Origin of the sequence: Nitrospira defluvii (assembly GCF_905220995.1) — a bacterium.
In the GTDB taxonomy this organism is placed as follows: domain Bacteria; phylum Nitrospirota; class Nitrospiria; order Nitrospirales; family Nitrospiraceae; genus Nitrospira_A; species Nitrospira_A defluvii_C.
On sequence record NZ_CAJNBJ010000018.1, the window covers coordinates 68,924 to 94,897 of the forward strand.

Below are 25,974 nucleotides of genomic sequence, written 5' to 3' on the forward strand. Positions count from 1 at the left end.
AAGGCATGGCACGGAGGGGGGCGGCAAGGAAGGACGTGTGGCGACGGCAGCGGGATTCCCAACGGCGCCGCTAGTCGAGCAGGATTCGGTACTCCACCACCAGACCTTCGGGACCAAACCGCAGAGCCAGCACCTCCTCGTCCATCCGGAACGCTCCTCGCTGGGGCCCCAGCCAATAGACCGCGTTCCACCCGTTCGAGAGAGGGCCCCTGTCACCAGGTCCGAGCAGTTCTACAACACGCTCCTGTGACAGACCGACGAATGTGACTCTTGCGAGCAGATCATCGACCATGCAAAGACGATCAGGCCAGAGCGGATCGGCCGCCTGATTCGCCTTCCAGGCAGCAGAATCAAATCCGCGCCGATGCCAGTGATCGTCCAGGGTCGGCAGAAGAACCAGGCATCCCAGCGCGAGGAGATACGGCGCCACGATCCCTGAACCGAAGGCCGTCGCCCCGTAAGCAGGACCCCGCCAGCGCCTGAGCAGCACGATCAGTCCCAACGACAGCCAGGGCAGCAGAGACACAGTCGTCATCGCGGACACCAGCCACCAGGGTCTGGTGTCGTATGTGATCCGCAAGCCCAGCCAGTCGTTGACGATGGTGAACCAGGACGACAGACACCAGAAGCACAGGGTGGACAGGGCCGCACCGGCACAAAACCAGTTCACAGCGGGACGAGGTCGGGGGAGTGGCGACATGATCGATACGTACGGGCCTGAGCGTAGGAAGAGACCACTTGCCTCCACCAGTGTACCGGCAACGGTTGCGCCGCCAAAACCTTTTCCCATTCCACAACCGGTTGATACACCCCGCGGCCTGCTCGAGGGTGGTTCCCTACGTAACATTCCGCGCCGAATGACGCAGGAATGAGCAATTCGCTTGGGAGGCGCTTCGGTTCGACCTACACTGACCCTACGTACCGACACTTTCGCACGAAGGAGCAACCATGACCACGCGACACACCGCGACCACCCACCGGAAGAGCTTCTCGTACTCGGCACTCAGTCTCTGCATGGCATGGCTTGTGGGAGCGATCGGCATGCCGCCGGCCTTTGCAGAGTCGGACGTGCGCCACATGGCTATGGTGGAGTCGATGAGCAGTGTTGAGCTGGCCATCGAGTTTCAGGGATTCCGGATCGAACGGGATCAGATCAAGCCGGACGGGCGGCGCTACATCACCGTCTCACATCCGGCTACCGGCTTGAACCTCTCGATTGCGATGGAGCCGATACAGGGCAAGGCCTCCGCTGCCGGGTGCGTCGATAGATTGCGTCAGCTGCGTCGGGGTCCGGCCGTCAGCCGGGGCCATGACATCGTGCTGACCACCGCGCCCGCTGTGCAAACGCTTGAATATACCTTGCATCGTGTTCACGGGGTGCATCTGGACCAAAAGAGCGTCTATGCCTGCATGGCGGAGGGGCATGTCTACGCCAACCTGCATCTCTCGAAAATACGCCACAACAGCGACGACGACGCGCTGTTTGCGCGCGTGATCCAGAGCATCCGCTTGCGGCCGAGCCACCTGCAAGGCGTGTCGATACCTCCCATCGAATCCCCATCGTTTCAGGTGGAAAGTGTCAGCTACACGAAGGACGGCTCAGTCCAAGCCATCGCGCCCTAGACCGCGGACACCTCCGTAGTCCCGCGGCTCACTTGGGAGTCGTGAGTGCATCCTGGGCGGTGTGGCCGCTCAGAGACTTTTCTTGAATATTCTGCTGAATCTCCAGCGCAATCACGCGGGCCAGCTGATCGGTGGACAACGCGCCCATCGGTAGCCCTTGTGTGTCCGCATAAAAAGGATCGTCCGGCGCGGCCATGCGATGGACATTCACCAGAACGGCGGCCGGCTGCACCCGTTGGTTTCGCACGCCGACCACCACCGCCTTCTCCTCCGGCAGGACTCTCGTGCGAGTCGCCCAATCGCGCTGATCAATCTTCACAAAGGCCACCGTCCACACCCTTCCATTGAGCAAGTGTATGACCGCCTTCGGCGTATGCTTTTGGAAGTACGGCTCCCGTACGATGTGCTGTAGCGCGTCCCGAACCCGAATCTCGTACAGTTTGGTCGTCGAATCCTGCTGTGTCGGCGGAACCGGAGTCTTCGCGCCGACTTCATAATAGGGTTGGCCGTCGAGACTTTTGAGATCGTCGACCGTTTTTAGGTAGGTCTCAAAGAGGGCCTGAAGCAACTGCGTCCGTTCCTCCCCGGAGAGTTCTGCGATCTCCTGGTCCGTCCGGATGGGCGCTGTCTTCAGATCACGTTCCGCCGCAAGCATCTTGGCCTTGGGCGCAGTATCGGCTTTACTGACGACCCATTGAAACTCTCTCGCCAGTACCGGGGCCAGGCTGTCCGGATGATGGAGGTATCCCTTCTCTTTGAGCGAGGCGGCGTTGATCAACAGGATGACCTGCCCCGGTTCTTTGGTGCGAGTGACGAGAAAGGGAAAGGTCTTCCCCTCGTCATTGACCACGAGGGGTTCGATCACTACCTGCTTGAGCGCCGCTTTCGTGAGACTTTCATCAAAGCGCGGATAGTCGACTCTATGCTGCAACATGAGGGCAAAGGCATCCACCACGGTCTGCATGGCTGCGGCCTGATCATCGGCCGTCAATCCACTCGCTTCAAGCGTTTCCTTGCCCGTGCCCCAAAAGACGCGAAAGGCAGCACCGGGAATGGCCCGCCCCTCTCCTGTGACCACGTGCCCCCGCGAGTCGGCATGGGGCGCATGCTCTCGATGATCTGCCTGCGCGCGAACTACGAGCAGGAGCCCGGCAACCGTCACCCCGATGCCGATTACCCAGAGCGGTCGATGAACCGGTGCGTGGACGCCATGTCTCCGTTGGGAATCGCCTGATACTCGTTTCATGGTGTCCTTCTACGCCCCCATCGATAGCGCAACGCAGACACGAGCAGGCACACTGTCTCACACCCAAGCCTGGGCGCTCAGCCCGCGTAGCCGTTGGGATTGGTGCGCTGCCAGCGCCAGGCATCGGCACACATCTCGTCCAACCCGCGAGCGGCCCGCCACTCCAACGATTTGAGTGCATACCCCGGATCGGCATAACAGGAGGCCACATCGCCAGGTCGCCTGGGCGCAACCTTGTAAGGTACCGGCTTCCCGCTGGCCTTCTCAAAGGCACGGACGATGTCCAGCACGCTGTATCCGTTCCCGGTGCCCAGATTCACCGTCAAACATTCACCAGGGCGCTCCCATCGACCCAGCGCATCCAAGGCCTTCAGATGCCCGAGCGCCAGGTCTACCACGTGAATGTAGTCGCGAACTCCGGTGCCGTCCGGGGTGGCATAATCATTTCCCCATACGTTCAGATGTTCGCGCCGACCGACCGCCACCTGCGCCACAAACGGCAGCAGGTTGTTCGGCATGCCCTGGGGGTCTTCGCCGATCAAGCCGCTGGTATGGGCCCCGACTGGGTTGAAGTAGCGCAGGATACAGATCCGCCACGATGCGTCGCTCCGCTGCACGTCGCGCAACATCTCTTCCACCACCAACTTCGTCCGGCCATAGGGATTAGTCGCGGACAGGGGGTGGTCCTCGGTCAATGGCAAGCGCTGCGGCTCGCCATACACGGTCGCGGAAGAACTGAAAACGAGTTTGGTCACTCCGCACTCTTTCATCGCTTCCAACAGACGCAGGGAGCCCGCCACGTTGTTGTCGTAATAGGACAGCGGCTGTTCAACCGATTCACCCACTGCCTTCAACCCGGCAAAATGGATGACTGACGTGGCCCCACTCTCCCGAAGAGCCGCGACCAGGGCCGCCCGATCCCGAAGGTCGCCACGCACCACGCGAAGAGATTTCCCGGTGATCCGTTGCACGCGCGCCAAGGCCTCAGGATGGCTGTTGGAAAAGTTATCGAACACCGTCACCGCCGAGCCGGCATTGAGCAGTTCCACACAGGTATGCGAACCGATATAGCCGGCACCCCCCGTCACCAAGATCATGCGCCTCGCCTCCGCTGAGATGAAAAGAAAACCTGACCTCTTCCGACCTACGATACACCGCCTCGAAAGCTCACACAATGGCAGATCGCAACGCCACGCCCAGCATCATGCGGGCTAGCTGTTTTCCATCGCACTCCGCTACACTTCGATCGGACAGGGACACCAATGCAGCACAGACGCACCACCGACTACTACGCGATCCTGGAACTTGCTTCCGACGCGACGGAGACTGAGATTAAGCGCGCCTGGCATGAACAGATGCAGGTGTGGCATCCCGATCGCTTTGTGCATTCGCCCACGCTGCACCGAAAAGCCGAAACCCGCACCCAATTGATCAATCAAGCCTATCAAACGCTCAGCGACTCGTCCTCCCGCGCCCGCTATGATGCCGAGAGACACCATCCGTCTGCCGCGCCTCCCCCTCCGCGTCCTTCTCCGGCGGCTCGTCCGCAACCGGCCGCACGCCCACGCCAGGAGTTGCGAGGACCACAAACGATGCTGAACGTGACCCGGTTCAGTCATCCGAAAATCATGGTCCCCGCCATCCATCTTCTCGTCGATGTACACGAAACGCTGCCCTATGCATTCAAGGGACTCATCCGGATCGCCGGAACGCGGACACAAGCCCTGCCCGCCGGGGACTACGCCATCGCGGAAGCGCCTGATATCTTCCGCGTCGAACGCCGGCGCGCGGAAGAGTTCAATACCATTTTTTCGAATCCGTCCGACAACCGTCCGCAATTTCTCCGCGAACTCGAACCGCTCCGCGCGATCCCCCACCGGTTTCTCGTCATCGAAGGCGCCATTCAGTACAACCGCGGTGGCGGACGACTGGGGCAGTATCATCGCAATGGCTTGATAGATTTTCTCGATTCCATCACGGCCCGATTCGGGATACAGATTGTCCATGCAGAGAGTCGCGAAGACGCCGAGGAACGGGTGGCGAATCTTGCGGCGATCCATTACGCATACCACCTCGCCGAACAACAGGGCCTCGGTCGGTGCCTCACGGAAAACGATGCCTGACAGAATGCCGAACACATCCTCCTGCGAATCCCATCACTCTAGCCCGCAATCACCCCTTTGCTTGGTGAGGTGTCGACCTCGTGATAGCATGTCGCATCTATGCCAGCCTCCACCAGCGTGCACGATCTCCGTACTCTGATTCGCTCCGCCCATCCGCTCATCGTGATCGAAACAGTGGAGGAAGAGCGCGTGTTCGCCCTCGTCCAATCCGTGGCGGCGCAAGAACGGATGCCGCTGTTCGAATGGTCGATCACCCGCGGCCTGACGCGGTGCGACGACTCCCAGACCATCAACAAGCTCACCGCCGCTCCGTCGGCGCTCCTCCAGCATCTCAACGGATTAACTGTCGAAGCGATCTTCTGGCTCAAAGATTTGACGCCGCACCTCCAGGACGCCGCCGCGGCTCGCCAGCTGCGCGAGGTGGCCGCCGCCTATGGCCGCTCCCGAGCCACGTGTCTGTTGACCGGCCATCCTATTACCCTGCCTCCCGATCTGGAACACATCGCCGTCCGGCTTGACCTGCACCTGCCGGGTCGTGATGAACTGCAGGCGATGCTCCAGACTGTCCTCCAGTCGTTGGGCACCAGAACGGCCGCTCGTCGCCCACCCTCGACAACCGTCGTACAGAGCCTGCTCAATTCCATGAGCACATCCAAGGCAGCGGACAGCGGGCCCTCCGCACAGGAACGAGACGCGATCCTCCGCGCACTACAGGGATTGACTCTCCATCAGGCCCGTCAGGTCATCACCCAATGCATCGTCGAAGACGGGACCCTCTCCGCGGACGACGTGCACACCATCGTGAAACGAAAGGTCCAGGCGATTAAGGATGGGGGCCTGCTTGAATATTATCCGCTGGAAGACAATCGCTTCGAGTTGGGCGGGTTCGTCAATTTGAAATCCTGGTTGGAACGGGCGAAAGTGGGCTTCACGGCGGAAGCAAAAGCCCTCAACCTGAGCCCACCGCGTGGCATCATGTTGGTGGGGGTCCCCGGCTGCGGCAAATCGCTGGCAGCCAAAGCGATTGCACGTGAATGGCAGCTACCGCTGCTGAAACTCGACGCAGGTCGATTGTTCGACAAATATGTCGGCGAGTCGGAGAAGAACTTTCGCAAGGCAATCGACCTGGCTGAGTCGCTCTCGCCGATCGTGCTCTGGATCGATGAGATTGAAAAAGCCATGGTGGCTGGTGGTGGAAGCGGTGACGCAGACGCGGGCCTGAGCCGGCGCCTCTTCGGGGCGTTTCTGACCTGGCTTCAAGAGAAGCGCCAGGATGTCTTTGTCGTCGCCACGGCCAACAACCTCACGTTGCTGCCGCCGGAACTGCTGCGCAAAGGCCGGTTCGACGAGATCTTCTTCGTAGACCTGCCGGACGCCACAGAACGCACGGCCATTTGGACCATTCACCTGGGCCTCCGCAAGCAGGACCGTACCCGATTCGATCTGAGCCAGATCGTCGAGGCCAGTACAGGCTTCAGCGGATCGGAGATCGAACAGGCCGTGGTCGCCGCCCTCTATCGCGCCTTGCACCGCAAGCAACCGCTGACCACCGACCTCTTGCTGGAGGAACTGACTCAGACCGTCCCGCTCTCCGTCACCAGGAGCGAGGAGATCAATCACCTCCGGGCCATGGCCCAGGGCCGATTCGTCAACGTTCGCTGAGCCATGCCGCCAGCTCTGCACGCGGCTGACCATCGCCGTCCTGACGCGCATCGGGAGCTCATCCCCTGCCCCGGCCAGTCGCCTTCAATGCCGCGCGATCCCATAGGGCCATCTCGCAGCCACCGTCCTTCATACAGTAAGATGGATCGTTACGGGCGGGGGCCCGATCGAGCACGAATCCTTCCGGCCGACGGTGCCTCTAATGGTTGAAGATGCGGAAATACTCGGTTCACCTTTACCAGAGATACACCTCATGAACACATACACAACGTTCGAGACAGTCTTTCCCCGAACGAATCGCAAGACGAATGCGGCGGCACATCTTCATCTTTTGAGATTGTTCTCACTGCTGCTCCTCCTCTCCTGTGCGATCGGTGCGGCGACTCCGGCGCTTGCGACCGAGCCCCCGCAGTCGGAAGGGCAAATCGCTCAGCATGCCAAGGCAGCCTGGGAACAGGGCACGCTCGATCTCGCGCTCGATATTCTCAATCAGGGTCTTCAGGACCACCCCAACGCCCTCGCGCTGCATCAACTCCGTGGAGACATGTTGGCCACCTCACGGCACACAGAAGCGGCGCTTCAATCCTATGACGCGGTCCTCGCAAGTCTTCCCGCCGCCTTGAACGTCCGTTGGGCCAAATGGAGCGTGCTGGTGCGGTCGGGACATGTCGAGGAAGCCATCACCGAACTCCAGCACATTGCCGAGATCGACCCGCACAACCCGCTCATGTATTTACGACTCGCGCGGGAACTCCGGAAACTGGACCGGCTGGAAGAAGCCTTCGAGGCCGTGAAGAAAGCGGTGGAACTCGGACCGGACATGCTCAACTGGCGCTTGGCGCTGGCCCGGGCACGGTTCGACATTCTGGATTACGAGGGCGCGGAGCGGGACGTGCAATTCGTGCTCGAACGGGTGACACCCGGCTCCCCGCTGGAGCTGTCCGCCAAGAATCTGCTCACGGTATTCTTTGGCTCCACGGAACGGGGCCGACGGTTTGCCCCGGTGATGACGCCGGATGCGAACCCGAAGCAACTGCGGGACTGGTCGATGATTCGCGCCGAGGGGTACCGGCTCTTCGAAGCCGGACGATTTCAAGAAGCCGAACCGGTGTATCGAGAACTCTTGCGCCTCAATCCAATGGATCCGCTTGCCAACCAGCACTTGAGCTTAATCCTGATGGGGCTTGGTCGGTGTAAAGAGGCCGTCGCCTTTGCTCCGCCCGCGGTCGAATTCGATGCGACCGACGAGGAACATACGACGACGGCTTTTCGCATGGGCCAGTGCCTGGTAGAACTTGGCCGCTGGGAAGAAGCCTACATGCAATTCAAGACCCTCTATAACGCGACCGTCGAATTTGAGAAATCCACAAGGGAAGTCCAGCTGCCTTCCGGCACCCGCGTCTTGAACAAAGCCATGCTGACGCGTTGGTTGGACAAGATTCGACCGCATGTTCCGGAGTTTGCCAAAGAGGTCGAGGCCGAAGCTGAGGCGGCAGCAGCGGCGGCGCAGGCGGCGGCTGCCACCGTATCAACCCCACCGGAGGCCGAACTGGCGGCGAAGGCGAGGGAGCACTTGCAACCACAAAACACGCTGGACGCGGCGGCCTCACTGGTCGGTCGCGACGCGGACTTTGCCTGGTTCCGATTTGTCATCCCGGCCCAGAGGGTCATGCGCGATGATTCCCCGACCGGCGCCCATGATTTTATTCCGCTGGACCCTGGAATCAGCTTCTCCGCCAGTCAGCCCGACATCTATCTCGTTTTTGGATTGGTGACCGCGTCGTATGACGAGGTTCCCCTTGCCGCGCGTTGCTTCAAGGAGAAAGCCGAATTAACCGGTGCGCAACCCGCTGTGGCGCAAGACCGCCTGATCATGTCGACCAACGACCAGTCCGGTTATTTCCTGCTCCAGCGCCCGGCCACGGGATGGACACCGGGCCTCTATCGATGCGGGTTATTCGCGGGAGAAGAGACGTCGGCCTATACGCAGGTCGATGAAGTACGATTCCGCATCATTGAACCAAGCAGGCCGTCCTAGCCCGCATTATTCATGAATACTTCTGCTGCACTCACCAATCCGCTGTTCTGACAAGCCTGCGGCCGGCGGGCTCGCCCCTCGGCCCCTCGACGTACTGCACGAATATGCCTCGGGACCTCACGGCTCCGCGCGCCGGTCTCACGACGCGGCTTGGCGAGTTCGCGACGAACCGTTATGAATAATGCGGGCTACTGGCCCAGGCACAACAACGGTAACCGGTTCTACTTGCGTGAGCCCAGGCTCGCAGTCATCCGGTATCGGCCGGTGAACGTCTCGCCGGGGAGTAGTCGTGTCAGCCCCCACTCGGGGTGGTTAAAGGCGTCGGTCGCGCAGGTCATCGGCTCGATCGCCAGGGCTCGCCGTGGCGCGTCGGCGATCGCGTCACCGGTATAGACGACAATCGCAGAGAAGGCCTGGTCCATCACGACGTCGATCGTGACTCCGGTCGCCGGGTGGCGCAGTGAGGCCGTGGCCAGGCCGTCCGGGCCTCGCTCCAAGCCCAGGTAACAATGGTTGAACCGGCGTGAACCGACTGCTCGATACTGGCGGAAGTCCCACTCGGTTCCACGTGCATCCAGCACCCTGCCCGTCGGCAGGAGCCTCTCGTTAAATTCCAGATAACCGGTCGCCGGAATCTTCGCCTCCGCCAGATCGACCTGCGGCGTTCCCACGGTGAAATAGGGATGGAACCCCACTCCGACCGGTGCCGTCGACCGTCCGACATTCTGCACCGAAAAAGCGCAGGTCAGGCCCTGAGCATCAAGGCGATACGACACTCCGATCAGCAGCGAAAAGGGATACCCCCGGGGGCCGTAGGTCGCCGCATCCAAGCGAACTTCACACGTCACCTCACTCGGTCCGGCCTGCTGCACCGCCCACGGCAGGGCACGCACGAATCCATGGATCGCGTTCGGACCTTCCTTATCGTTCCGTTCGAGTTGCAGGGTCTGCCCGTCGAAACTATAACGCCCCTCGGCCACGCGGCCTGGAAAGGGAATGAGCACATCCCCCTGCCCGCCTTTCTTGTTCGCGCCACTGGAATAGCCCCAGACGAGGTCGGTTTCACTGCCGTCGGCATTCACCACGGCGTAGCGCCGCAATGATGCGCCCCAGGGGGACAGCCAGGCCCGCTGTCGCTCGAAGGTGAGTTGAATTTCCGTATCAGGACTGAGGCTTGTCGCCATCACACCTCCGGAGATGCCTCGGCCTTCTCACATTGTCGGCGCGGCCGGTCTTACACATCCTTGTCCATCAGATACTGGAACCGTTTGCGGAAATCGTCTTCAGCCATGCCCGCCGCTGTCGCCAAACGTACCACGTCCTGCGGGTGGCTCAGGTCTTCCTGGGAGAGGCGAATCATATAGCGTCGAGCGATGACGTACGACTCCGACTCGACGTCCACCATGCGCACTCTGGTGCGGCCGGTCGCCGGATCCAAAATGTCACTGAATGGTATCGGGATAAACCGTCCGTTTTGAATCGACACCATTGCGGCGTTGCCGCCCTCCAGCAGAAACTGCGCCGCGCAATAGCCAAGATCCCTGGTATATTCCATGTCGAACGAAATCGGGTCCGCGCACCGCAGCTCATAGCCGATGTTTTTCTCGACGATGGTGGTCTTCACGCCGAAGGTCCGCAGTTCCCCTTCCACCGCGCGTTTCAGCACGACGCCGAAATTGACCTCGGCCAGGCGCACATGCCCATGCTGGTCACGCTCGACATCTTCCAGCCCGTTCAAGTCTTGTTGATCGAGAAATTCGACCAGCCCTTCCGCCAGCACCGCCACTCCGTCCGAACGACCGGCCGCCAGTCGCTTGATAAAGGCCGCCACCAGGATATCCACCAGAGTTTTCAGGCGAATGGGCTTCCGGCGAAACTCTTCCGGAATGATCGTCAACGTCGCACCGGCGGCCTTGCCGATGCCTAAGGCCAGATGGCCGGCCTTGCGGCCCATGGTCACCACGAAATACCAGCGAGAGGTCGTCTCCGCATCGACCATCAAGCTTTTGACCAACTCCACACCGATGTGCCGGGCCGTCTGAAATCCGAACGTCGGGATCCCGTGCGGCAGATCGAGGTCGTTGTCGATTGTTTTCGGCACATGCACGACCTGCAGGCGTCCTTGCGCTCGTTGCTCCAGCTTAAGCGCGGAGAACGCCGTATCGTCCCCGCCGATCGTGATCAGCCTCGTCACGCCCAACGCGTCGAGGCTGTCCAGGCAAGCATCGAGGGATTCCGGCTTTTGCGTCGGATTGGCGCGCGCAGTGCCCAGGCAGGAACCGCCGCTGAAATGGATGCGGCTGATATCCTCGATAGACAGGCGCTTCACCTTGTCCTTCTTGCCCGTCATGATCCACTTGAAGCCGTCTTGAATCCCGATCACGTCGCACCCGCCAAGAATACTGCGGATCGTCGCGGCGCCTATGACGCTGTTAATCCCGGGGGCCGGCCCGCCACCGACTAAGATTGCCACAACCGGTCGTCGCTCACCTGTTCCCATATGTACTCCTGCTCCTCTCTCATCCGCCGACTTCTGCCAATGCCGCTGTCCCGGCGCCACGCGTGGCGCCGGTCGTGCTGCTGTCCGACCCGGGGAAACCTGACGGGACCCTACACTGCGCCGGGAGGCCCGTCAAGAACGGCGACTTCCACAATATCGTTCGTGTCCTGTCGGACTTGTGTTAGCCTACCTATGACAGTCCTTCTCTCCACCCGACTGAGGCGCTTCATGATCGACATCCTCGTCGTCGACGACAACCTGCAACTGCGAGACACCTTGCGGACCATCTTGAACAAACGGCCGGGGTTTCAGGTCATCGGCGAAGCGGCCGACGGCATCGCTGCCTCACAACTGGCTCAGACCCTTCGCCCTGCGGTGGTACTGATGGACGTAGGCATGGCACGCATGGATGGTGTCGAAGCCACACGACGCATCCGAGCGCTCCTCCCGAATACCGTCGTGATCGGGATGTCCTGCCACACCAGTCGGGAAGTCGAGGCGGCCTTGCGGGCCGTCGGGGCCAATGCATTCCTGCCGAAGGAACTGGTGCCGGAGAAGATTTTCGACGTGCTGGCCGAACAACTGCCCCCCCCGGTAGCCGCAACGTGACGCACCACAACACCGACGGCTTCCCCTCCGGCGGATGCCGACGGCAAGAGCCAATGCCGGCTAGCGCGTACTGACCGTCGCTTCAACGATTGCCTTGCACAACTGTCCCCCTGCGCTCTCCTTGGTCAGATACCCACAGGCGCCGGCCTGCTTCATACGCTCAAACATGTCCGCCGAATTGTGCATGGACAAGGCCAGAATCTGGATCTCCGGAGATTCCTCCTTGATCCGCCTGGTCGCCTGCACCCCGTCGCACCGGGGCATGTTGACGTCCATCACCACCACGCTGGGCTTCAGCGTACGCACCAACTCGATGGCCTCCAACCCGTCCCCTGCCTCTCCGACCACCTCGAGTTGCGGATGCCCGTTGACGATAGCCCGGAGACCCTGGCGCAACATCTGATGATCGTCCACCAGCAACACCCGAATCTTCGGACGCACGAGCGAGGCCACGTGGTCCGATTGCTGGACTCCGGGCGTCCCTGCTTCGTGAGACCACGCTTCAGTGAGGGCCGCCCTCGCAGCCGCCTCGTCTACACGTTCTGCGGTGGGTAGAGTTTGACGATCCAAGGGCAAGGTCATGACGGCGATCGTGCCTTCACCCGGCACCGACTGCACGTCAAACGACCCCCCCAGGGCCTTCATCCGCTCGCGAATGCTGAACAACCCAAACCCTGTCTCGAGTCCTGTTTCGGCCGCCACCAGATCGCAACCGGCGCCGCGGTCGGACACCGTGATAGACAGGGATGCTCCAGACTGGGCCACCGTGATCCGGGCTTCATTCGTCCCCGCATGCTTCACGATATTCATTAAGAGTTCGCGGACGGACTGAAACAGCAGCACCGCTTGTTCCTCGGACAACGGAAGACTCTCCGTCGTCGTCTCCGACTCCAGCACCACTGTCAGCTCACGCTGCATCCGATCCGCCAGCCACCGCAGCGCCATCAGCAGACCGAATTCATTCAGAATCGGAGGGCTGAGCTGCGCCACCAACGTCCTCGTATAGGCCAACGCCTGATCCATCACCTCTTGCACTTCCGTCATCGCCTGAGCCGCCGCCGGCGTCACCTCTTCTAATTTGGCCTGCCCCAACTTGATACGGCTCAGGACCAGCAACTGCGCGAGATAGTCATGCAAATCGGTGGCGAGCTGCTTGCGGATCCGATGCTCGGCAAGATTCAAGTCGGTCGTCAGGGCACGCAGCCTGTCCTGCGAATCGGCCAATTCGCGCGTTCGTTCCTCGACACGCCGCTCCAAGTCATCTGCGAGCTGCAGCAATTGCGACTGGGCTTCCTTCCGGCTTTGGATATCCTGCACGATCGAAATGAAATGTTGGGGACAGCCCTGCGCATCACGCAGCAAGGACACGGTCAAATGCACCCAGATCAGCGAGCCGTCTTTCCGGATGTAGCGCTTTTCCATGGAGAAGGTCTCGATCTCACCGGCGAGCAACCGGCGCACTGCGGCCCAGTCCGGCTCAAGGTCCTCCGGGTATGTGATGTCGGCAAAGGTTTTACCCAGCAGTTCTGCTCGTGAATAACCGGTCAGTGCGCAGACGGCATCGTTGCAACGCAGCCAGCGTCCATCCAGCCCCACATGCGCGATGCCGACCGCCGCATTGTCGAAGGTGGCTCGATGCTGGGCTTCGCTTTCGCGCAGCGCCTGCTCCGCCATTCTTCCGTCGGTGATATCTTCGGCAAAAATAATGATGCCGCCGATGCCGCCTGATTTGTCCCGCCAGGGGTGAATCTCCCATCGAATCCAAAAGACCGTCCCGTCTGAACGCTCGAACCGGTCTTCCTCGGCACGCATGACCACTCCAGCCAAGCCTTGCTGATGCGCCCTCCGCCATGCGTCCGGAACATCCGGAAAGACGTCATAGTGACTGCGTCCCAACACCTCCCCTTCGAGGCCATAGTCCGCCAGCCACCGCCGGCTCACCGCCACATATCGCATCTGCCGGTCGAACATCGCGATCGCCGCAGGCGCATGTTCGATGAAGAGACGGAGCCGTTCTTCACTTTCCCGCAACGCGGCCTCAGCCTGCTTGCGTTCGGTAATGTCGTGGGCGACTTTCGACACTCCCACGATCCGACCCTCATCATTGCGAATGGCCGACACCGTCAGGGCAATATGGATCCGCGTGCCGTCTTTTCTCCGGCGCTCGGTTTCGTATTGCTGAACCGCCTCGCCCCGACCGATTCGTTCGAGAATCGGCACCTCGTGATCGAGCCGGTCCTCCGGCACCAGCATGGTCACCGGCCGCCCGACCGCTTCCTCCTGACTGTATCCGTATAGTCGCTCAGCGCCTCGATTCCAGCTGGTGATGATCCCATTCAAATCCTTGCTGACGATGGCATCTTCCGACGACTCCACAATGGCCGCCAGCATCGCACGCGCCTCTTCCGCTCGTTTTCGCTCGGTAATATCGACGATCGCCGCGATACATCCCGTGACGGTTCCCCGCTCGTCGCATTCCGGCGCATAGGTCACTTGCAAGAGCCGGTTGCCGGAGGTGGTGCCCGGGAACTGTTGATCGAATCGCACCTGCCGCCCGGCGAGGGCTTCCGCCATGTATGGCGCCGACTGCTGGTAGACCTCCGCCGCCAGGACCTCGCTCGGATGCCGACCGATGAGTTGCTCCGGAGTTCGCCCCAGTAACTCCGCGTACTGCCGGTTAACGAACCGGTACCGGTAGTCTGTGCCGCATTGCGCAATGAGTACCGGAGCATGATCGGTGACAAATTGCATCTGGCGCTGGCTCGCGCGCACCCGTTCTTCCGCCTTAGCCCGAGCCTCGATTTCCAGCCTCAATTGCTGTTCCTCAGCCCGCACCTGCGTGGTCTCGGCCTGCGCGCGAAGGCGCGCCCGTGTGATCGCTTCGGAAAGGGACACGATGATGAGATTCGCGGCGATGAAGATGGCCAGGGCCGCTTGCTGTTCACGGGCCGATCCCTGAACATCCAGAAAAAACCAGGCGGACAGGGCCGCCGACACCAGCGTGGCACCGGTACCATGGCGCCACCCACAGGCCACCGCCACGAACATAATCGTAGGATAGTACGTAATGAAGGTGTACCCCGATCCCCAGAGCGGGGTGAGGGCCATCCGTAGCCCGGTCGCGATGCCGAGCACGACCGCCGTCAAAAGAGTGGGATTCCATGTGGCAAGGTAGGACCACCAGGAGCTCGGGCCTTGGCGGGAATCGTCGAACGTCTTCGCGAGTGGAGAGATCGGTTCTGAAGCCATGGGCTCCATCGGCGAGCGATGCATCGACGCTGTGCAAGACGGCGCTGCCGGCGTTCAAGCGACGCAGCAAAGCCGTATCTGCCGCTACGGTCCACAGTGTACAGGATTCGAACGACGGACTCCACGCTTTCAAGTGAATCCAACGGAGGCATGCTCGTATCTGGGCTCCGTGGACCAGTACAGGGCATGTCTTGTGGAACGAAGAACGAGTCGTGGGAGGCAGGATGTTAATGCTTTTGACTGGCCGAGCCGGATGACGAACTAGGACGATGCCGTTTCTCCAGCCATTCGATCAGTTCCAGCCGCAGCAGTCGATTCAGCCGTTGCTGGGCATCCACCGGTACGCGCTGAAACTCCACGCCGAACTGATTCCCTTTGACCCATTTGATGGTGCCGAGTTCAACCGGCAAGGCCGGCGGTTCGTTCTTGAGCAACATGCTCACGCGCACCTCGCTTCCGCACAGGGCTTCCCGATCGCACGTCACCGAACAACCTTTCAAGGAGAGGTTGGTTAAACGCCCTTCGCCGACAAACGGCGCTCCCCCGAAGATCACAGGGTACTGCAGCGGAAACCGGTAGTAGGTTCGCACATACCGACGAGGTGCCATGTCAGCCTCCTTGTAGGCGGATCCTATCGAGAGCCGGCGGCTGAGCGGTATCCTACCTTGGAAGGGGCCGAGAGCGGATCGACCCGATCAGGTAACCTGGGAAGCTGGCAAAGTCGAGGGAGAGTCTGACATACCCGCTGGGGCCATGGTTTTCTTCATCTTTTTAAAGATATATCCAACATACGTCATGCAACAGAGATACACCATCGTCACGGTCAGCAGAACCAACGTGGCGACATACCAGACTGGCGGTCCGGCAACATTGTCGACCGAAGCAGACAAATGCCTTCCTCCGCCCCAAATCCACGCCGAGGCCAAAAGAAGTACGACAATACCGCCGAGAATCCTTCGGCGAAACACTCTGTTAAAATTGCCTGCGGTTTTCAATGACAGTCGTACGTTTCTATTTTTCGCATCGTTTGCGTCGAAGGCCTGGTGCGGATGAGCATTCAGCAAAATGAGAATACGGCGCCAGGCGACCGATCCGGCCACGACATTGGCGAAGATCCCGCGGCGGGGCTGCCAAGGTAGCACTCGCCTCATCAACCCATTTTGTCCCGCAATATATTCGGTTTTCGCCTCACGACGATAGGCATCGAACGGCCTGGGACAGGTCCAGAGCAAGATTCCCGTAAGCAGTGCAAAGGCCGAGGATGGTGAAAAGCCCCAGTACCACCATCCGATCCAACCGTAACTCAGCAACAACCCTGTGATGACCGATGCAATGAGGGGAATCCTTGCGTAGGCCCAGATCAACGCCATGTCGTAGACCCCGGCGACTTCGATGAAGTCCTTGGAGATGAATTGCCCCACATGGGTTTCGTCATGATCGCCTGGAAACGCCGGAGACTCGTCAATAACCTCACTGATCACGCGATCGAAGAGCGCTTGATCCTTCCAATATTGAACGTGCGCCATCCCTGGCACCGAATACCGACGAAATACCACGTCTCGGCAAGCGACTGGAATGCTGGTATTAAAAACCTTGCTGTAACTTGGGCATTCTAGGGTGGTGTCCAGGTGATGGCCGACGGGATCCTGTTCATCGCAGAGGTTGTAATGGGTAATGCGGTGCCGAAGGCTGTCGTCAAGCCAGTTATCACTCCACGCAGGAGAAAAAGAATGGTGACTTAAGCCCATATGACGATAGTTGTGATGCCAGAGCGTATGAAATTTGTCGATCGGCGACCCGAGGGTGATGAAATTCTTTACGTGATTGCGCCATAGGAGGAGAGGGATCTCCTGGTAAATCGGTGACCCGTTCATATTCGGCATATTCGCACCATGGCACTGTCCGAACTGCGAATAACACTGACTAAAGTCGGCCCAGTTTTTGGCGGCGCGTGGAAGGTCTGAACGTCGAGGGTCCCTCATTAACTCGGCCAGCAGCCCCAGCCAGGCGTCTTGGTCGGAATCCTCCCGTTCCGTGTAACCAGGAAAAGGAAGACAGCCGCTCTCATGCCGATCAGTCCCGTCTCTGATGCTTTCTTTCGCAAAGGCATACACCAACGCGTCATAACTCAAGACCGACCCCAGACTGTGCGCAATGATCGTATACAAGGGCGGAACATAGTCCTCAGCGGCACTGGTCCGTTCAAAGCGGCACCACTGGACATAGTCACGCAGATGGATCTCATCCATCACCGTATGAAATCGGCGGACAGCCTGCCCCCTGGTACGGGCATAGTCACCGTACAAATGGATATCGCCGATCACATCCTGGAAAACGGTTTTCTCGATCTCGTCTGAGTACCTCTTCAGCAAACCTTGAATGGGCAGCAAGGTTTGCTTGATCTCCCATAGAAGGGGGAGGACCCATGGGGTCGACCATTTGGGGGGAGTGAACGGCGGCTGAAGACGAGCCAACAACGATCCCGTCCACTGCTTTGTCGATGAGCTGAACACCCTATGGTGCTCCTGCAAAATGTCCGCCCACCGCATATCCACGAAGCGAAAATTCTTCCCTGCTGTGATGGTCGCGCGAGTGCCGTCAAAGGCTGCTGAAACGCTCCGTGGTTCAACGGGAATTCCTTCGAACTCCGACCAGCCCTGCCCCCCACCCTTGCGGCGCATGGAAAGCGAGGACAGAGTCCCGGGCAACAGCGCCGCATAAGGAAATTCCGGTGTTGGCTTGGCTCGTGCCGTGGCAAACCGATTCACCACCTCCACCGTGGTTTCGTTGTGCCGCTGCTCGCCGATGCCATGCACGACAATGATGTAGTGACGAGGATGCGGCGTTTCACTCTCGTTGGACATGACAGAAACCCCTTCCCAGCTTGATGAGAGCCCGAGTGCAGGCCCCTCGCTCACCGCTCCGCACATCAATGCTTACTTTAGGGCAATTCCGATTCCAATGAGACCTGCAACTTTATAGATTTCCATGACGGCTTGCCAAAAGTTCTTGGCCATCCCCACGTGAAGCTGGTAATGGGCTCGCTCAACCTTCCGCTGAGGCTCCGGTAACTTCCTCACCCACCGCTCAAACACCATGGTTTCAACCCATGCCCAAGTCGGGTATCCCAGCGCGGCGACCCCAACCCACAACAGGATCAGCCAGAGGCGATCTTTAGGCCACGACGAGATTTGTAGCCCGCCAACAAGGCCAAATAGTAATGGCGCTAAACAGATCGCCACATGAATGATTGAAGCGGTCACATGCAGGTGCATGCTTCCAAAGCGCCAGCCGTGTTGCCTGTACCACTGCGGAGTTGGCTCTACGAGCGAATCCGGCGTTGGATCGTCATTCATAGTGTCTAGTAAGAGTCTGCTATCGTTCACTCGTTGACTCGAACGTCACTGGGTCCAGGAGAAATCGTCGGACTTCCTCGTGGGCATCAGTCGTCGCCTTGCCGGACTCGCCGACGCGCCATTCCCCGATCAAGGTGCTATGAGCATGTTCAACCGGATGCTTCTCGTACGGAATCACCCACTTGTGCACGCGATCAGGAAATTTTCCTCGCTCCGTAAAGAGATCCCACACCTTCCACCGCTTTTCAGGTTTCGCGATGCAATCTTGTTCAAACCGCAGGTAAAAGATCCTCGCGGAACTCTGTTTCGCCTGTGCAATCTCATTTTTCGAAATGCCCAGTGAGCTTCTGGCCTCGCTGCTGTTGTCGAATATATTCAACGGCAGCGTGGGTTGGGCCAGGACGACGGCATGGATTTTCTGATTGCCGAGCAAGGCCAATGGCAGCGAGCCCGTCAAACAGTTGCCGATCACGCCGATGCGTTGCTGCGGATGCACTCGCTCAATCTCCGCCACGACCGCGCGCAGCCACGGCACAACGTCGCTCGTTCCACTCTCCAACCCCCGCCACTCACCGTTGAGTCCAAAGGTGATCACGAGACCATGCCAGTTCGACTGGCTATTCGGTTTGCCAAACAAAAGCGGCACATAGACCGTAAAGTCCTGGGACAGCTTGCGCGCATACTCCAACGTCTTCCCAGACAAACCAGGCAGTTCATGGAGCAACAGCACCGGCGGCTTACTTCGATCGCCAGGGAAACAATACACAGGATGCTTAATCGAACCCGCTTCAAAGTCATCGTCGCCGGCCGTGTCCTTCTTGTCGCTTTTCAAGCATGATTCTAACTTGTTTTTCTCGACATCGAACGGGACATCCTCGCCGTGAGGCAGGCAGCGGATGGACTCCACCATCGCACAGGACGACAACGACAGAGCGAGACCAAGTGCGAGAATGTCCTTTGTGAAAAGACGTATCGGACACATCGACACCATCCTCATCGTTACGGTCTTTCTGCCGGCCAGTCAGGATTCGGGCGGCGACTCAAAAACTCGAATACGAACTGTTCGCTCTTGGCCCTGGTGTGATGCAGTGGTGCCGCCGGTGGAGGGTACTGCGGCAAATAGTCACTGTGACCGATACCTCGATCAGGATTTGCCATATGTGATTCGATCTTAGCTGACACCTCGGGAGAACCACCTTCCGGACCATACCGGCCCAGTGCCCGTACCGAACGCTCTCCTGAGAACGGCCACCAGGACTGGACCGAATCGCCCGCCCGATACGCCACCTGCAGGACCCTGTCCTCTTGTGAGGCCAGAACCGCAATCCGGTCGGCCTGCTTTGCGGCGTCGCGATAAGAGGTTGGCTCGACTCTACCCAACGAATCGCTGTCGATTGCCGCCGCCATCAAACAGATGCGATCCAAGATCGGCTTCTTGACCGTCACATCTCGTACCATGCGTTGCGCCGCGCGCATGACGACGCGGCAACCGAGGCTGTGGCCGACGAACGCCACACGGGCGCTCTCATGCACATGGAGCACAAGCCACGTGAGCAGGTTATCGGCACTGTCGTCAGCATCGCGACTTTCCGCGGGATAGCTCAACGCGCCGGCCCAGCTGCCAAGCGCGTTGGCCCAGGAGTCGCCGGGCCAAAGAACCGCGAGCATCAGATCCGTTGAGCCCTGCTGTTCCAGACACCCGATAAACCGCACCAGCTTGTCACGCCCCTCCTCAAGGCCGTTGTTATAGCCGTGCAGGAGCAACGTGAGACGCTGTCCACGAGTCAGCAGGGTAAAATCCGGCAATCGATCATTCCACCACACATCCCAATACGGCAGAGCCTTATAGAGCACGCCTGAGGTGACAGCTCCCCCAAATTTTTGGTCACGCAAGCTGAGGATAAAGGCGTTCATCGCGCTTTCATCGCCTTCGTGGCTTCTTGCAAGGCGGTGGAGAGATCCTTCGCGACTGGCGTCAGGGGAACGGCAGCAAGACCGACGAGGAGACACCACCCCCACTCATCCGGGACCATTCCCAAGCTCCCACCAACCGCGAATGAAATGGCCAACGAAACGAATGTAGCTAGGAACTTGGTCTGGCTGACATATTGTGTGTCGGCCAAGGCCAAGGCGGCATCGATACGGGCATCGATCATGGTCTCCAGACGGGCCAACGCGGATCGCTGTTCATCGCTCATAGCCGGCTCCTGAGGAGGCATGGGCACGTTTTGAGACGGGGGCTGCTCCGCGTGGGAACGCTGTCGGCGCGCGCTGTCAATCGCTTGCGCTGCCAGAGTTGCCATGTCCGCCGAGACGCCTAACTCAGTCGCCACCAACGCGATGGTCGGCACCTCCATCATCCCGAACCCGATCCGCACCCCCTGCCGTAGCGTTCGAGGCAGGTCGCCGCCTGCACGGCCTGCTCGATATTGAGCACGGAGTAACTCCATGACGTCACTCCCATAGGCAATTCTCAAAGCGGGCAACAGTGGATCGAGGGTAGCCTTGTGCGTCGGAAAGAACCGCCGTCCTCCCTCCTTGCCTCCCACCGCAAACACCCGCTCAAACCCGGCCGAATCAAACCACGTAAATGCCTTGAAGAGCCCGTCAACGATGCCCTGTGCCGCTCCTCCCAACGCGCCGATCGCGAGCGCCGCCGTGCCTAACGTTGTTGATTCAATGTCCATAATTTCTTCAGGCTGTTCGCCTCTCCTCTGCCGCTCGCGACTGGTTCACTTCTCCTGCTCCTGCTTCGGATCTTTCGGATTGGCGGCGTCGCCGATAAAGAGAACCGCCTGCTCATATCGATCCAACGCCTGCTTGTGACCCTCCAACAGACCGATCAGGATACGACCCACAACCTTGTGGACTTCCTTGGCTGCTTTGGTCTTCAACGCCTCCTGTTTATCGAGCTTTTGTATCCGCGCCGACAACTGCTTTTCAAATTTGGCAAGCGCTCGGAGATCCTTCCTAATAGCAAGGCCCCGATCCTGATCTGAAGCCTCCTTCAACGGACCGAGGGTCGTATCCCACTGCGCAACTTCTTCTTCCAGTGCTACTGTGAGCGCCTTCATGGGATCTGCGTCCGTCGAGGACTCAGCGTCACCCTTCCATGCGGCCAAGATTTGTGCATACAGGGTCTTTTCATTGTCCCTTCCATGCAATGCAACAAGTTGCGTTGCTGTGTCAGCGATGTACGCCTGATACGCAGCCTTATGTTTGCCGAATACCTGCCGCAACGGCGGCAGTTCCGCTTCTTTCTCTGCCTCCGTCTTCTTGGACCCCTCCTTCGTAACGAACGCCTTCCGCAGCTCATCAGAAAGATCGATGGGCAGCTTGGTTCCCAAACTGTAGAGGGCCACATGCTTGGCCGATTTGACGATTTTTTCCGTGTCGCCGAAGTACTGTTTCACATACCAATTGCCCACATCGTCTTTCACGAGTGCCTGGTTGGTAAATCCTGCTCCCGAAACGCGCACACGGTTGATGTTTTGCCAATATTGCTTATCTAGCTCGGCCGTCAGTATTCGATCCCGCTCCACCGAGGGATCCAGGATATCCCGCAGCTGCGAGGAGAAAGGCAGGTTCCTGATACCCTGTTTGAGCAACATGTTGTCCCAGGCCAAGTTGGGATCGTCCTGCAATGAGGTAGAAGGAAAACTGGTCCGCAGGTAGGCCGACGACGGTCGGATATAGACCATCCCGGCTCGATGCTGATAGGCATTCTCCAAGGCTTCAGTCGCTTTCTTGTCTTCGTCAGAGCCTTTCCCAAACCGCTCTACCGCCATCATCTGCCGATGGCGCAGCAGTGCGATCACATCGTCCATAACGGCGAGAGGGCTCTTGTAGTCTGTGGGATTCGGCGGAGGCAGCCCAGGCGGCGGGGTACGACGCGACAAGACATCTAGAGCGACTTGATATGGTTGCTTCTTGCTCACATCAGATTCGGCGTCCTCTTTCCGCTTCACATGCGTGGCCAGTAGGAGATACATGGCGTCGGGCGACACGAACCGGTCATGCTGCGCGGCTTCATCCAGCACCTCAGCCCTTAGAGCTTCGATAACCGTCGCCGCTGTGATCAGTTGAATTTTAGTATTCGGAAGCGCTGCGATGACGGTCGCCAGCCGCACCGACTCCGCCTCCATCTTCGCGATCTTCTCCTGCACATCAACGACCGCCTGCGCCTTCTCCCTGATGCTTTTCTCGTACTGCGTCACGCGCGCCGCCCGTGCGGCTTCCAATTCACGTAGATGCGCGGCAAACGCGTCCAACAACTCAGCTTGTGCGAACGACGTATGTCCGTTGATCGTGCGGTAGGCTTCAAATGCCGCCTTTGCTTCGGGAGACTTCACATACTTGACGCCTTCATCAAAATTGTGAGTTTCTACAGGAGTGGGAATACCATCCAGCGCCTGTCGGACGGTGGTCAGTTCCTGTTCGATTCCGTGCGAACCGGTCATAAACGCCGTAACATCGGCGGCCGCGCCTGTTCCCGACGACTTCCATTGAGCCTTGATCTTCGCAATCACCTCCTGCGTCAGCACATCATGAATGGCTTTCTGCTGACCCTGCTTGGTCACATAATTCGCAAGATCTTGCTCGGCCTTGTTCCGTTCATTGAGCGCCGTGTCCTCAGCCAGCCGCAAACCGGATTTTGGATTATTCGAGCTCCCGATTTGTCCGTCAATTGCTGCCTTCTGAGCTGTGGCCTCACCTAGCTGATTCTGAGCAATGACTTGTTCTCTTCGGAGCTCATGTAGGAGATCGCTAAGGATCTTCACCGGATCCGGCGAATACGCCGCCCTCACGGCAGCGACCTCTGCTTGAACCTTGCCTTTACTTTGATCTCGGTACCGCTCCCGTTCCCTCAGCTCATTCGCCGAAAACAAAATGGAATTGCCAACTGCCTGCAAGACTCGGACGTATTGTTGTTTGCGATTTTCAGCCAAACCTGAGCCGAAGATGCCGTATAACCCCGCGTCTGTGAGGGAGTCTCCGAATAACCCGCGATTAATTTTCTCGGCCCCTCCCAGGATGAGGCCAGACGTTCCTGGTGGGGATGACAAGCCTTCATGGTTCGCAAGGAACAGCAGTTTTTGCGCAAACTCCACCAACGCATCGAGGAGTTTCTCTTCTTCGTGCGAATCTCCCGCGTGTGTATTGCCGTTATGTGATTTCAAAAACGCTTCTGTAAGCGTGTGCAATCCATCCGGCAGGCGGCCTCGCTCAAAACCCTGAGCCACCTTTCGACTTACATCGTCTACGAAGTCGAAGAGTTCCGGCGAGCCTTCCAACTTGCGATCCTCAATGAAACTGCGATTCAGCCCTAGTCTCACCAGGCGTTGAGGGTTCACCTTGTTAGCTGCTTCAACCAATACATTGCCGATGCTGTTCTTCTGGGGAGCAGTGCTTTCTAGGCTGTCGAGATATAGAAGGAAATGGGCCGTATCTGCCGGTGAACTGGAAAGATTGCGTCGCAACACCTCCTCAAAATAGCCAAGCTGCTTTCTCACATTGTTTTCGCTCCAGATCGGCTGACTATCCTTGCCAACCTCACAAAACAAGCCGAGACTCAGTGGATTCCTCAGCAGCGAACACTGTCCCTCACGGTCGAGACGATCCAACGCCGATGCGATGTGCCGCACATTAGTCACCTCAACAACCAGCCGGATCACTTTGTTCTTCAGATCGTCATACACTTTTGTGTTGTCGCGCCGTAAACGCTCGATATCAATCAACAAACCAAGGCTCTCCAGCCAAATGTCCCGGACGGCCCGTCTCGACTTCCAGTACTCATCGGCAAGCGCTTGTGTGCGCTTCAAGAGCGCGCCGCAGGCGCTGTCGCCCTCTCGACCTTGTGGACATAATTCCCGAGTCACTTCAGCAAGAAACGTATCGGTCACTCCTTCGCCAAGAAACTTCCACACAGCTCTGAATGGTAGACGCCGATCGAAGATTTCGTTTCTGATCAGGTAAGTGTCCGTCCTTTCCCATTTGGATAATAAGTCGGCTTCTATTTCCTTTGGTTTCTTCTCTGGCACCTGTTTCTTTATGGCTTTGGGGTTGCTCCATAGCTCCTTAAGGGCGTCCATCAGTGGTCCGACCTTGCGACTGACTTCGCTCCCGGAGGAGGAGACCAGCAATTCTCGGTAGCCTTGTTTCAGATTCAACAACCCCTCTCGGGTGAGAGCGGTATCCGGCTTGAACCCTGAGGCAAGCTCAACATAGATGGCCTGATCTTTTTCAGGATCAGACGTGGCTGTCCGCAATTGCTCTACCGCTTGCCTCAGTTTACGAGCATGGGGACCGAGATCGGAATCGGCAAGGTCGTCGTAAAGACTCAAAACATTATTCACGGCACGCGCATAAGGATTCTTAAAATGTGGCCGACACAGAGGGTTTCTGAACCCCTCTTGCAAAGTATCCCAAAATGCCCTCCACCAAGGCTTCGGTGCTTCCGATACCCAACCTTCGGGCGCTTTCACATGTCCCATCTCGTACCAGCTGCCCGTCCATTGTTTTCTCTCACAGTCTCCGGAATAGTTGCCGGGATAGGTAGTAGCTCCTTTCGGTGGTTTGCCCTCCGTCTCTGGCCACTCAAGGTTGTCTCGAAGATGCACCAGCATCGGCTGGGCCGCGGTGGTGAGCGCCACCAGCTGGTGCAGCTGCACATGCTCTTCGTTGACCAGCGCCCCCTTATAGACATCCACATCAACGGTTAAAACAGCACATCCGCTGAGAGCGCACAGAGCCAATGTCGCCGCTACGGCCTGCCGTCGGATGGTGGCCGATGCCTTCATAAGCCACTCCTTTCGCTCGAGGCAAACTGCTCTTTCGCGGCCTCCAACTGCGCCTCGACCACCTGTTTCTCCGCCTTCACGGTGGTCATGGCTTCAAACAGCATCCGGTTCAGTGCACCACTGTCTTGATCCACCTTGGCTTGACTCACCGCCCCCAGAGCTTCGTCCATGGCGGCAAAAAACTTCTCCGGGTCGGACCCCATGACGATGACCAGGCGATGTTCCTTGGGCACCTCACGAAATCCTTCCGGACCGAATTGCATCAGACGGCGGCCAATCGCCAGCTTCGCCAGACTCTTGCTGTTCTCATGTGTGAAGTGGATCTTGCCGTCCGCCTTGTTGATCTCGACTGAACTTCCCAAGGAATCGATCAACTCAGCGGGCACCCAGCCGGAACCGAACCGCATCCAGCTGATGATGCTGGCCTGCCCACGCACACGCACGCGATAGAGCGCAGGCGGCACCTGCTCTTGAGGATCGAACGACCCCAGGTAATAGACTTGCTCGATGTCATGGCCGGGGATCACAGCTCCGACCGCCGTCGTGATCGCGGCACCCAAGGCGATGTTCTGAGGAAGGGAGTTGCAACCGGTGGTGCTCACCGCGAGGAGCACGATTAAGGATGCAAACAGTGGGATGTGCGTGAGCATTGTGCCTCCTCCCCATCTGAAGCCTTCTATGCAAACGTGTGTCGCGGAGTTCTTGACAGGAGGCACGTTGTAATCTCACTGACTACGTATGCGCAATAGATCCAAATGGCCCTACCAG

At 58.9% G+C, this 25,974-nt stretch carries 19 protein-coding genes; 5 read left to right on the forward strand and 14 right to left on the reverse strand.

Features of this window, described 5'->3' with window-relative positions; genetic code table 11:
* Positions 1–70 precede the first annotated feature (70 nt).
* The gene (locus tag KJA79_RS19040; RefSeq protein WP_213043674.1) at positions 71–670 is read right to left on the reverse strand and encodes a hypothetical protein; all 600 of its coding nucleotides are present in this window, start codon (positions 668–670) and stop codon (positions 71–73) included.
* Between the two features lie 278 nt (positions 671–948).
* Here KJA79_RS19040 and KJA79_RS19045 point away from each other — a divergent pair, with 278 nt between their 5' ends.
* Entirely contained in the window at positions 949–1,623 is a 675-nt protein-coding gene (locus tag KJA79_RS19045; RefSeq protein ID WP_213043675.1) for a hypothetical protein, read from the forward strand.
* 28 nt (positions 1,624–1,651) lie between these two features.
* Here KJA79_RS19045 and KJA79_RS19050 read toward each other — a convergent pair whose 3' ends face one another.
* Together KJA79_RS19050 and galE are read right to left on the reverse strand one after the other, a co-directional pair.
* Entirely contained in the window at positions 1,652–2,869 is a 1,218-nt protein-coding gene (locus tag KJA79_RS19050; RefSeq protein ID WP_213043676.1) for a V-type ATP synthase subunit E family protein, read from the reverse strand.
* Positions 2,870–2,946: 77 nt separating this feature from the next.
* Positions 2,947–3,966 (reverse strand): UDP-glucose 4-epimerase GalE, encoded by a 1,020-nt coding sequence (gene galE / locus KJA79_RS19055; RefSeq protein WP_213043677.1) that lies wholly within the window; start codon positions 3,964–3,966, stop codon positions 2,947–2,949.
* A gap of 165 nt (positions 3,967–4,131) precedes the next feature.
* On the opposite strand from galE, the gene KJA79_RS19060 reads away from it, so the two are divergent.
* The 3 genes from KJA79_RS19060 (at position 4,132) to KJA79_RS19070 (ending at position 8,692) form a co-directional block, all read left to right on the forward strand.
* Positions 4,132–4,992 carry a DnaJ domain-containing protein gene (locus KJA79_RS19060; protein WP_213043678.1) on the forward strand — a complete coding sequence of 287 codons (861 nt, stop codon included), beginning with the start codon at positions 4,132–4,134 and terminating at the stop codon, positions 4,990–4,992.
* 99 nt (positions 4,993–5,091) lie between these two features.
* Positions 5,092–6,654, forward strand: a complete 1,563-nt coding sequence (locus KJA79_RS19065; RefSeq protein WP_213043679.1) for an AAA family ATPase — start codon at positions 5,092–5,094, stop codon at positions 6,652–6,654.
* Between the two features lie 253 nt (positions 6,655–6,907).
* Entirely contained in the window at positions 6,908–8,692 is a 1,785-nt protein-coding gene (locus KJA79_RS19070) for a tetratricopeptide repeat protein (protein WP_213043680.1), read from the forward strand.
* Between the two features lie 221 nt (positions 8,693–8,913).
* On the opposite strand, the gene KJA79_RS19075 is transcribed toward KJA79_RS19070, so the two are convergent.
* On the reverse strand, positions 8,914–9,876 hold the full coding sequence (locus KJA79_RS19075) for an aldose 1-epimerase (protein WP_213043681.1): 963 nt from the start codon (positions 9,874–9,876) through the stop codon (positions 8,914–8,916).
* 50 nt (positions 9,877–9,926) lie between these two features.
* A complete protein-coding gene (pfp, locus tag KJA79_RS19080; RefSeq protein WP_213043682.1) occupies positions 9,927–11,192 on the reverse strand; it encodes a diphosphate--fructose-6-phosphate 1-phosphotransferase in 1,266 nt (421 codons plus the stop codon).
* 228 nt (positions 11,193–11,420) lie between these two features.
* Here pfp and KJA79_RS19085 point away from each other — a divergent pair, with 228 nt between their 5' ends.
* The gene (locus KJA79_RS19085; protein ID WP_213043683.1) at positions 11,421–11,801 is read left to right on the forward strand and encodes a response regulator; all 381 of its coding nucleotides are present in this window, start codon (positions 11,421–11,423) and stop codon (positions 11,799–11,801) included.
* Between the two features lie 60 nt (positions 11,802–11,861).
* Here KJA79_RS19085 and KJA79_RS19090 read toward each other — a convergent pair whose 3' ends face one another.
* From KJA79_RS19090 to KJA79_RS19130, 9 genes are all read right to left on the reverse strand, one after another.
* A complete protein-coding gene (locus KJA79_RS19090; protein ID WP_213043684.1) occupies positions 11,862–15,050 on the reverse strand; it encodes a PAS domain S-box protein in 3,189 nt (1,062 codons plus the stop codon).
* Positions 15,051–15,277: 227 nt separating this feature from the next.
* On the reverse strand, positions 15,278–15,658 hold the full coding sequence (locus KJA79_RS19095) for a PilZ domain-containing protein (protein WP_213043685.1): 381 nt from the start codon (positions 15,656–15,658) through the stop codon (positions 15,278–15,280).
* An 87-nt stretch (positions 15,659–15,745) separates the two neighbouring features.
* Entirely contained in the window at positions 15,746–17,914 is a 2,169-nt protein-coding gene (locus KJA79_RS19100) for a hypothetical protein (RefSeq protein WP_213043686.1), read from the reverse strand.
* A gap of 72 nt (positions 17,915–17,986) precedes the next feature.
* On the reverse strand, positions 17,987–18,313 hold the full coding sequence (locus tag KJA79_RS19105) for a hypothetical protein (protein WP_213043687.1): 327 nt from the start codon (positions 18,311–18,313) through the stop codon (positions 17,987–17,989).
* A 112-nt stretch (positions 18,314–18,425) separates the two neighbouring features.
* On the reverse strand, positions 18,426–19,388 hold the full coding sequence (locus KJA79_RS19110; RefSeq protein ID WP_213043688.1) for a dienelactone hydrolase family protein: 963 nt from the start codon (positions 19,386–19,388) through the stop codon (positions 18,426–18,428).
* A 17-nt stretch (positions 19,389–19,405) separates the two neighbouring features.
* Entirely contained in the window at positions 19,406–20,320 is a 915-nt protein-coding gene (locus KJA79_RS19115) for an alpha/beta hydrolase (RefSeq protein ID WP_213043689.1), read from the reverse strand.
* Positions 20,317–21,093 carry a hypothetical protein gene (locus KJA79_RS19120; RefSeq protein WP_213043690.1) on the reverse strand — a complete coding sequence of 259 codons (777 nt, stop codon included), beginning with the start codon at positions 21,091–21,093 and terminating at the stop codon, positions 20,317–20,319. The genes KJA79_RS19115 and KJA79_RS19120 overlap by 4 nt, the downstream gene beginning before the upstream one ends.
* 45 nt (positions 21,094–21,138) lie before the next feature.
* Complete coding sequence (locus tag KJA79_RS19125) at positions 21,139–25,206, reverse strand: hypothetical protein (protein ID WP_213043691.1); 4,068 nt, start codon at positions 25,204–25,206, stop codon at positions 21,139–21,141.
* On the reverse strand, positions 25,203–25,856 hold the full coding sequence (locus KJA79_RS19130; RefSeq protein ID WP_213043692.1) for a hypothetical protein: 654 nt from the start codon (positions 25,854–25,856) through the stop codon (positions 25,203–25,205). The genes KJA79_RS19125 and KJA79_RS19130 overlap by 4 nt, the downstream gene beginning before the upstream one ends.
* Positions 25,857–25,974 lie beyond the last annotated feature (118 nt).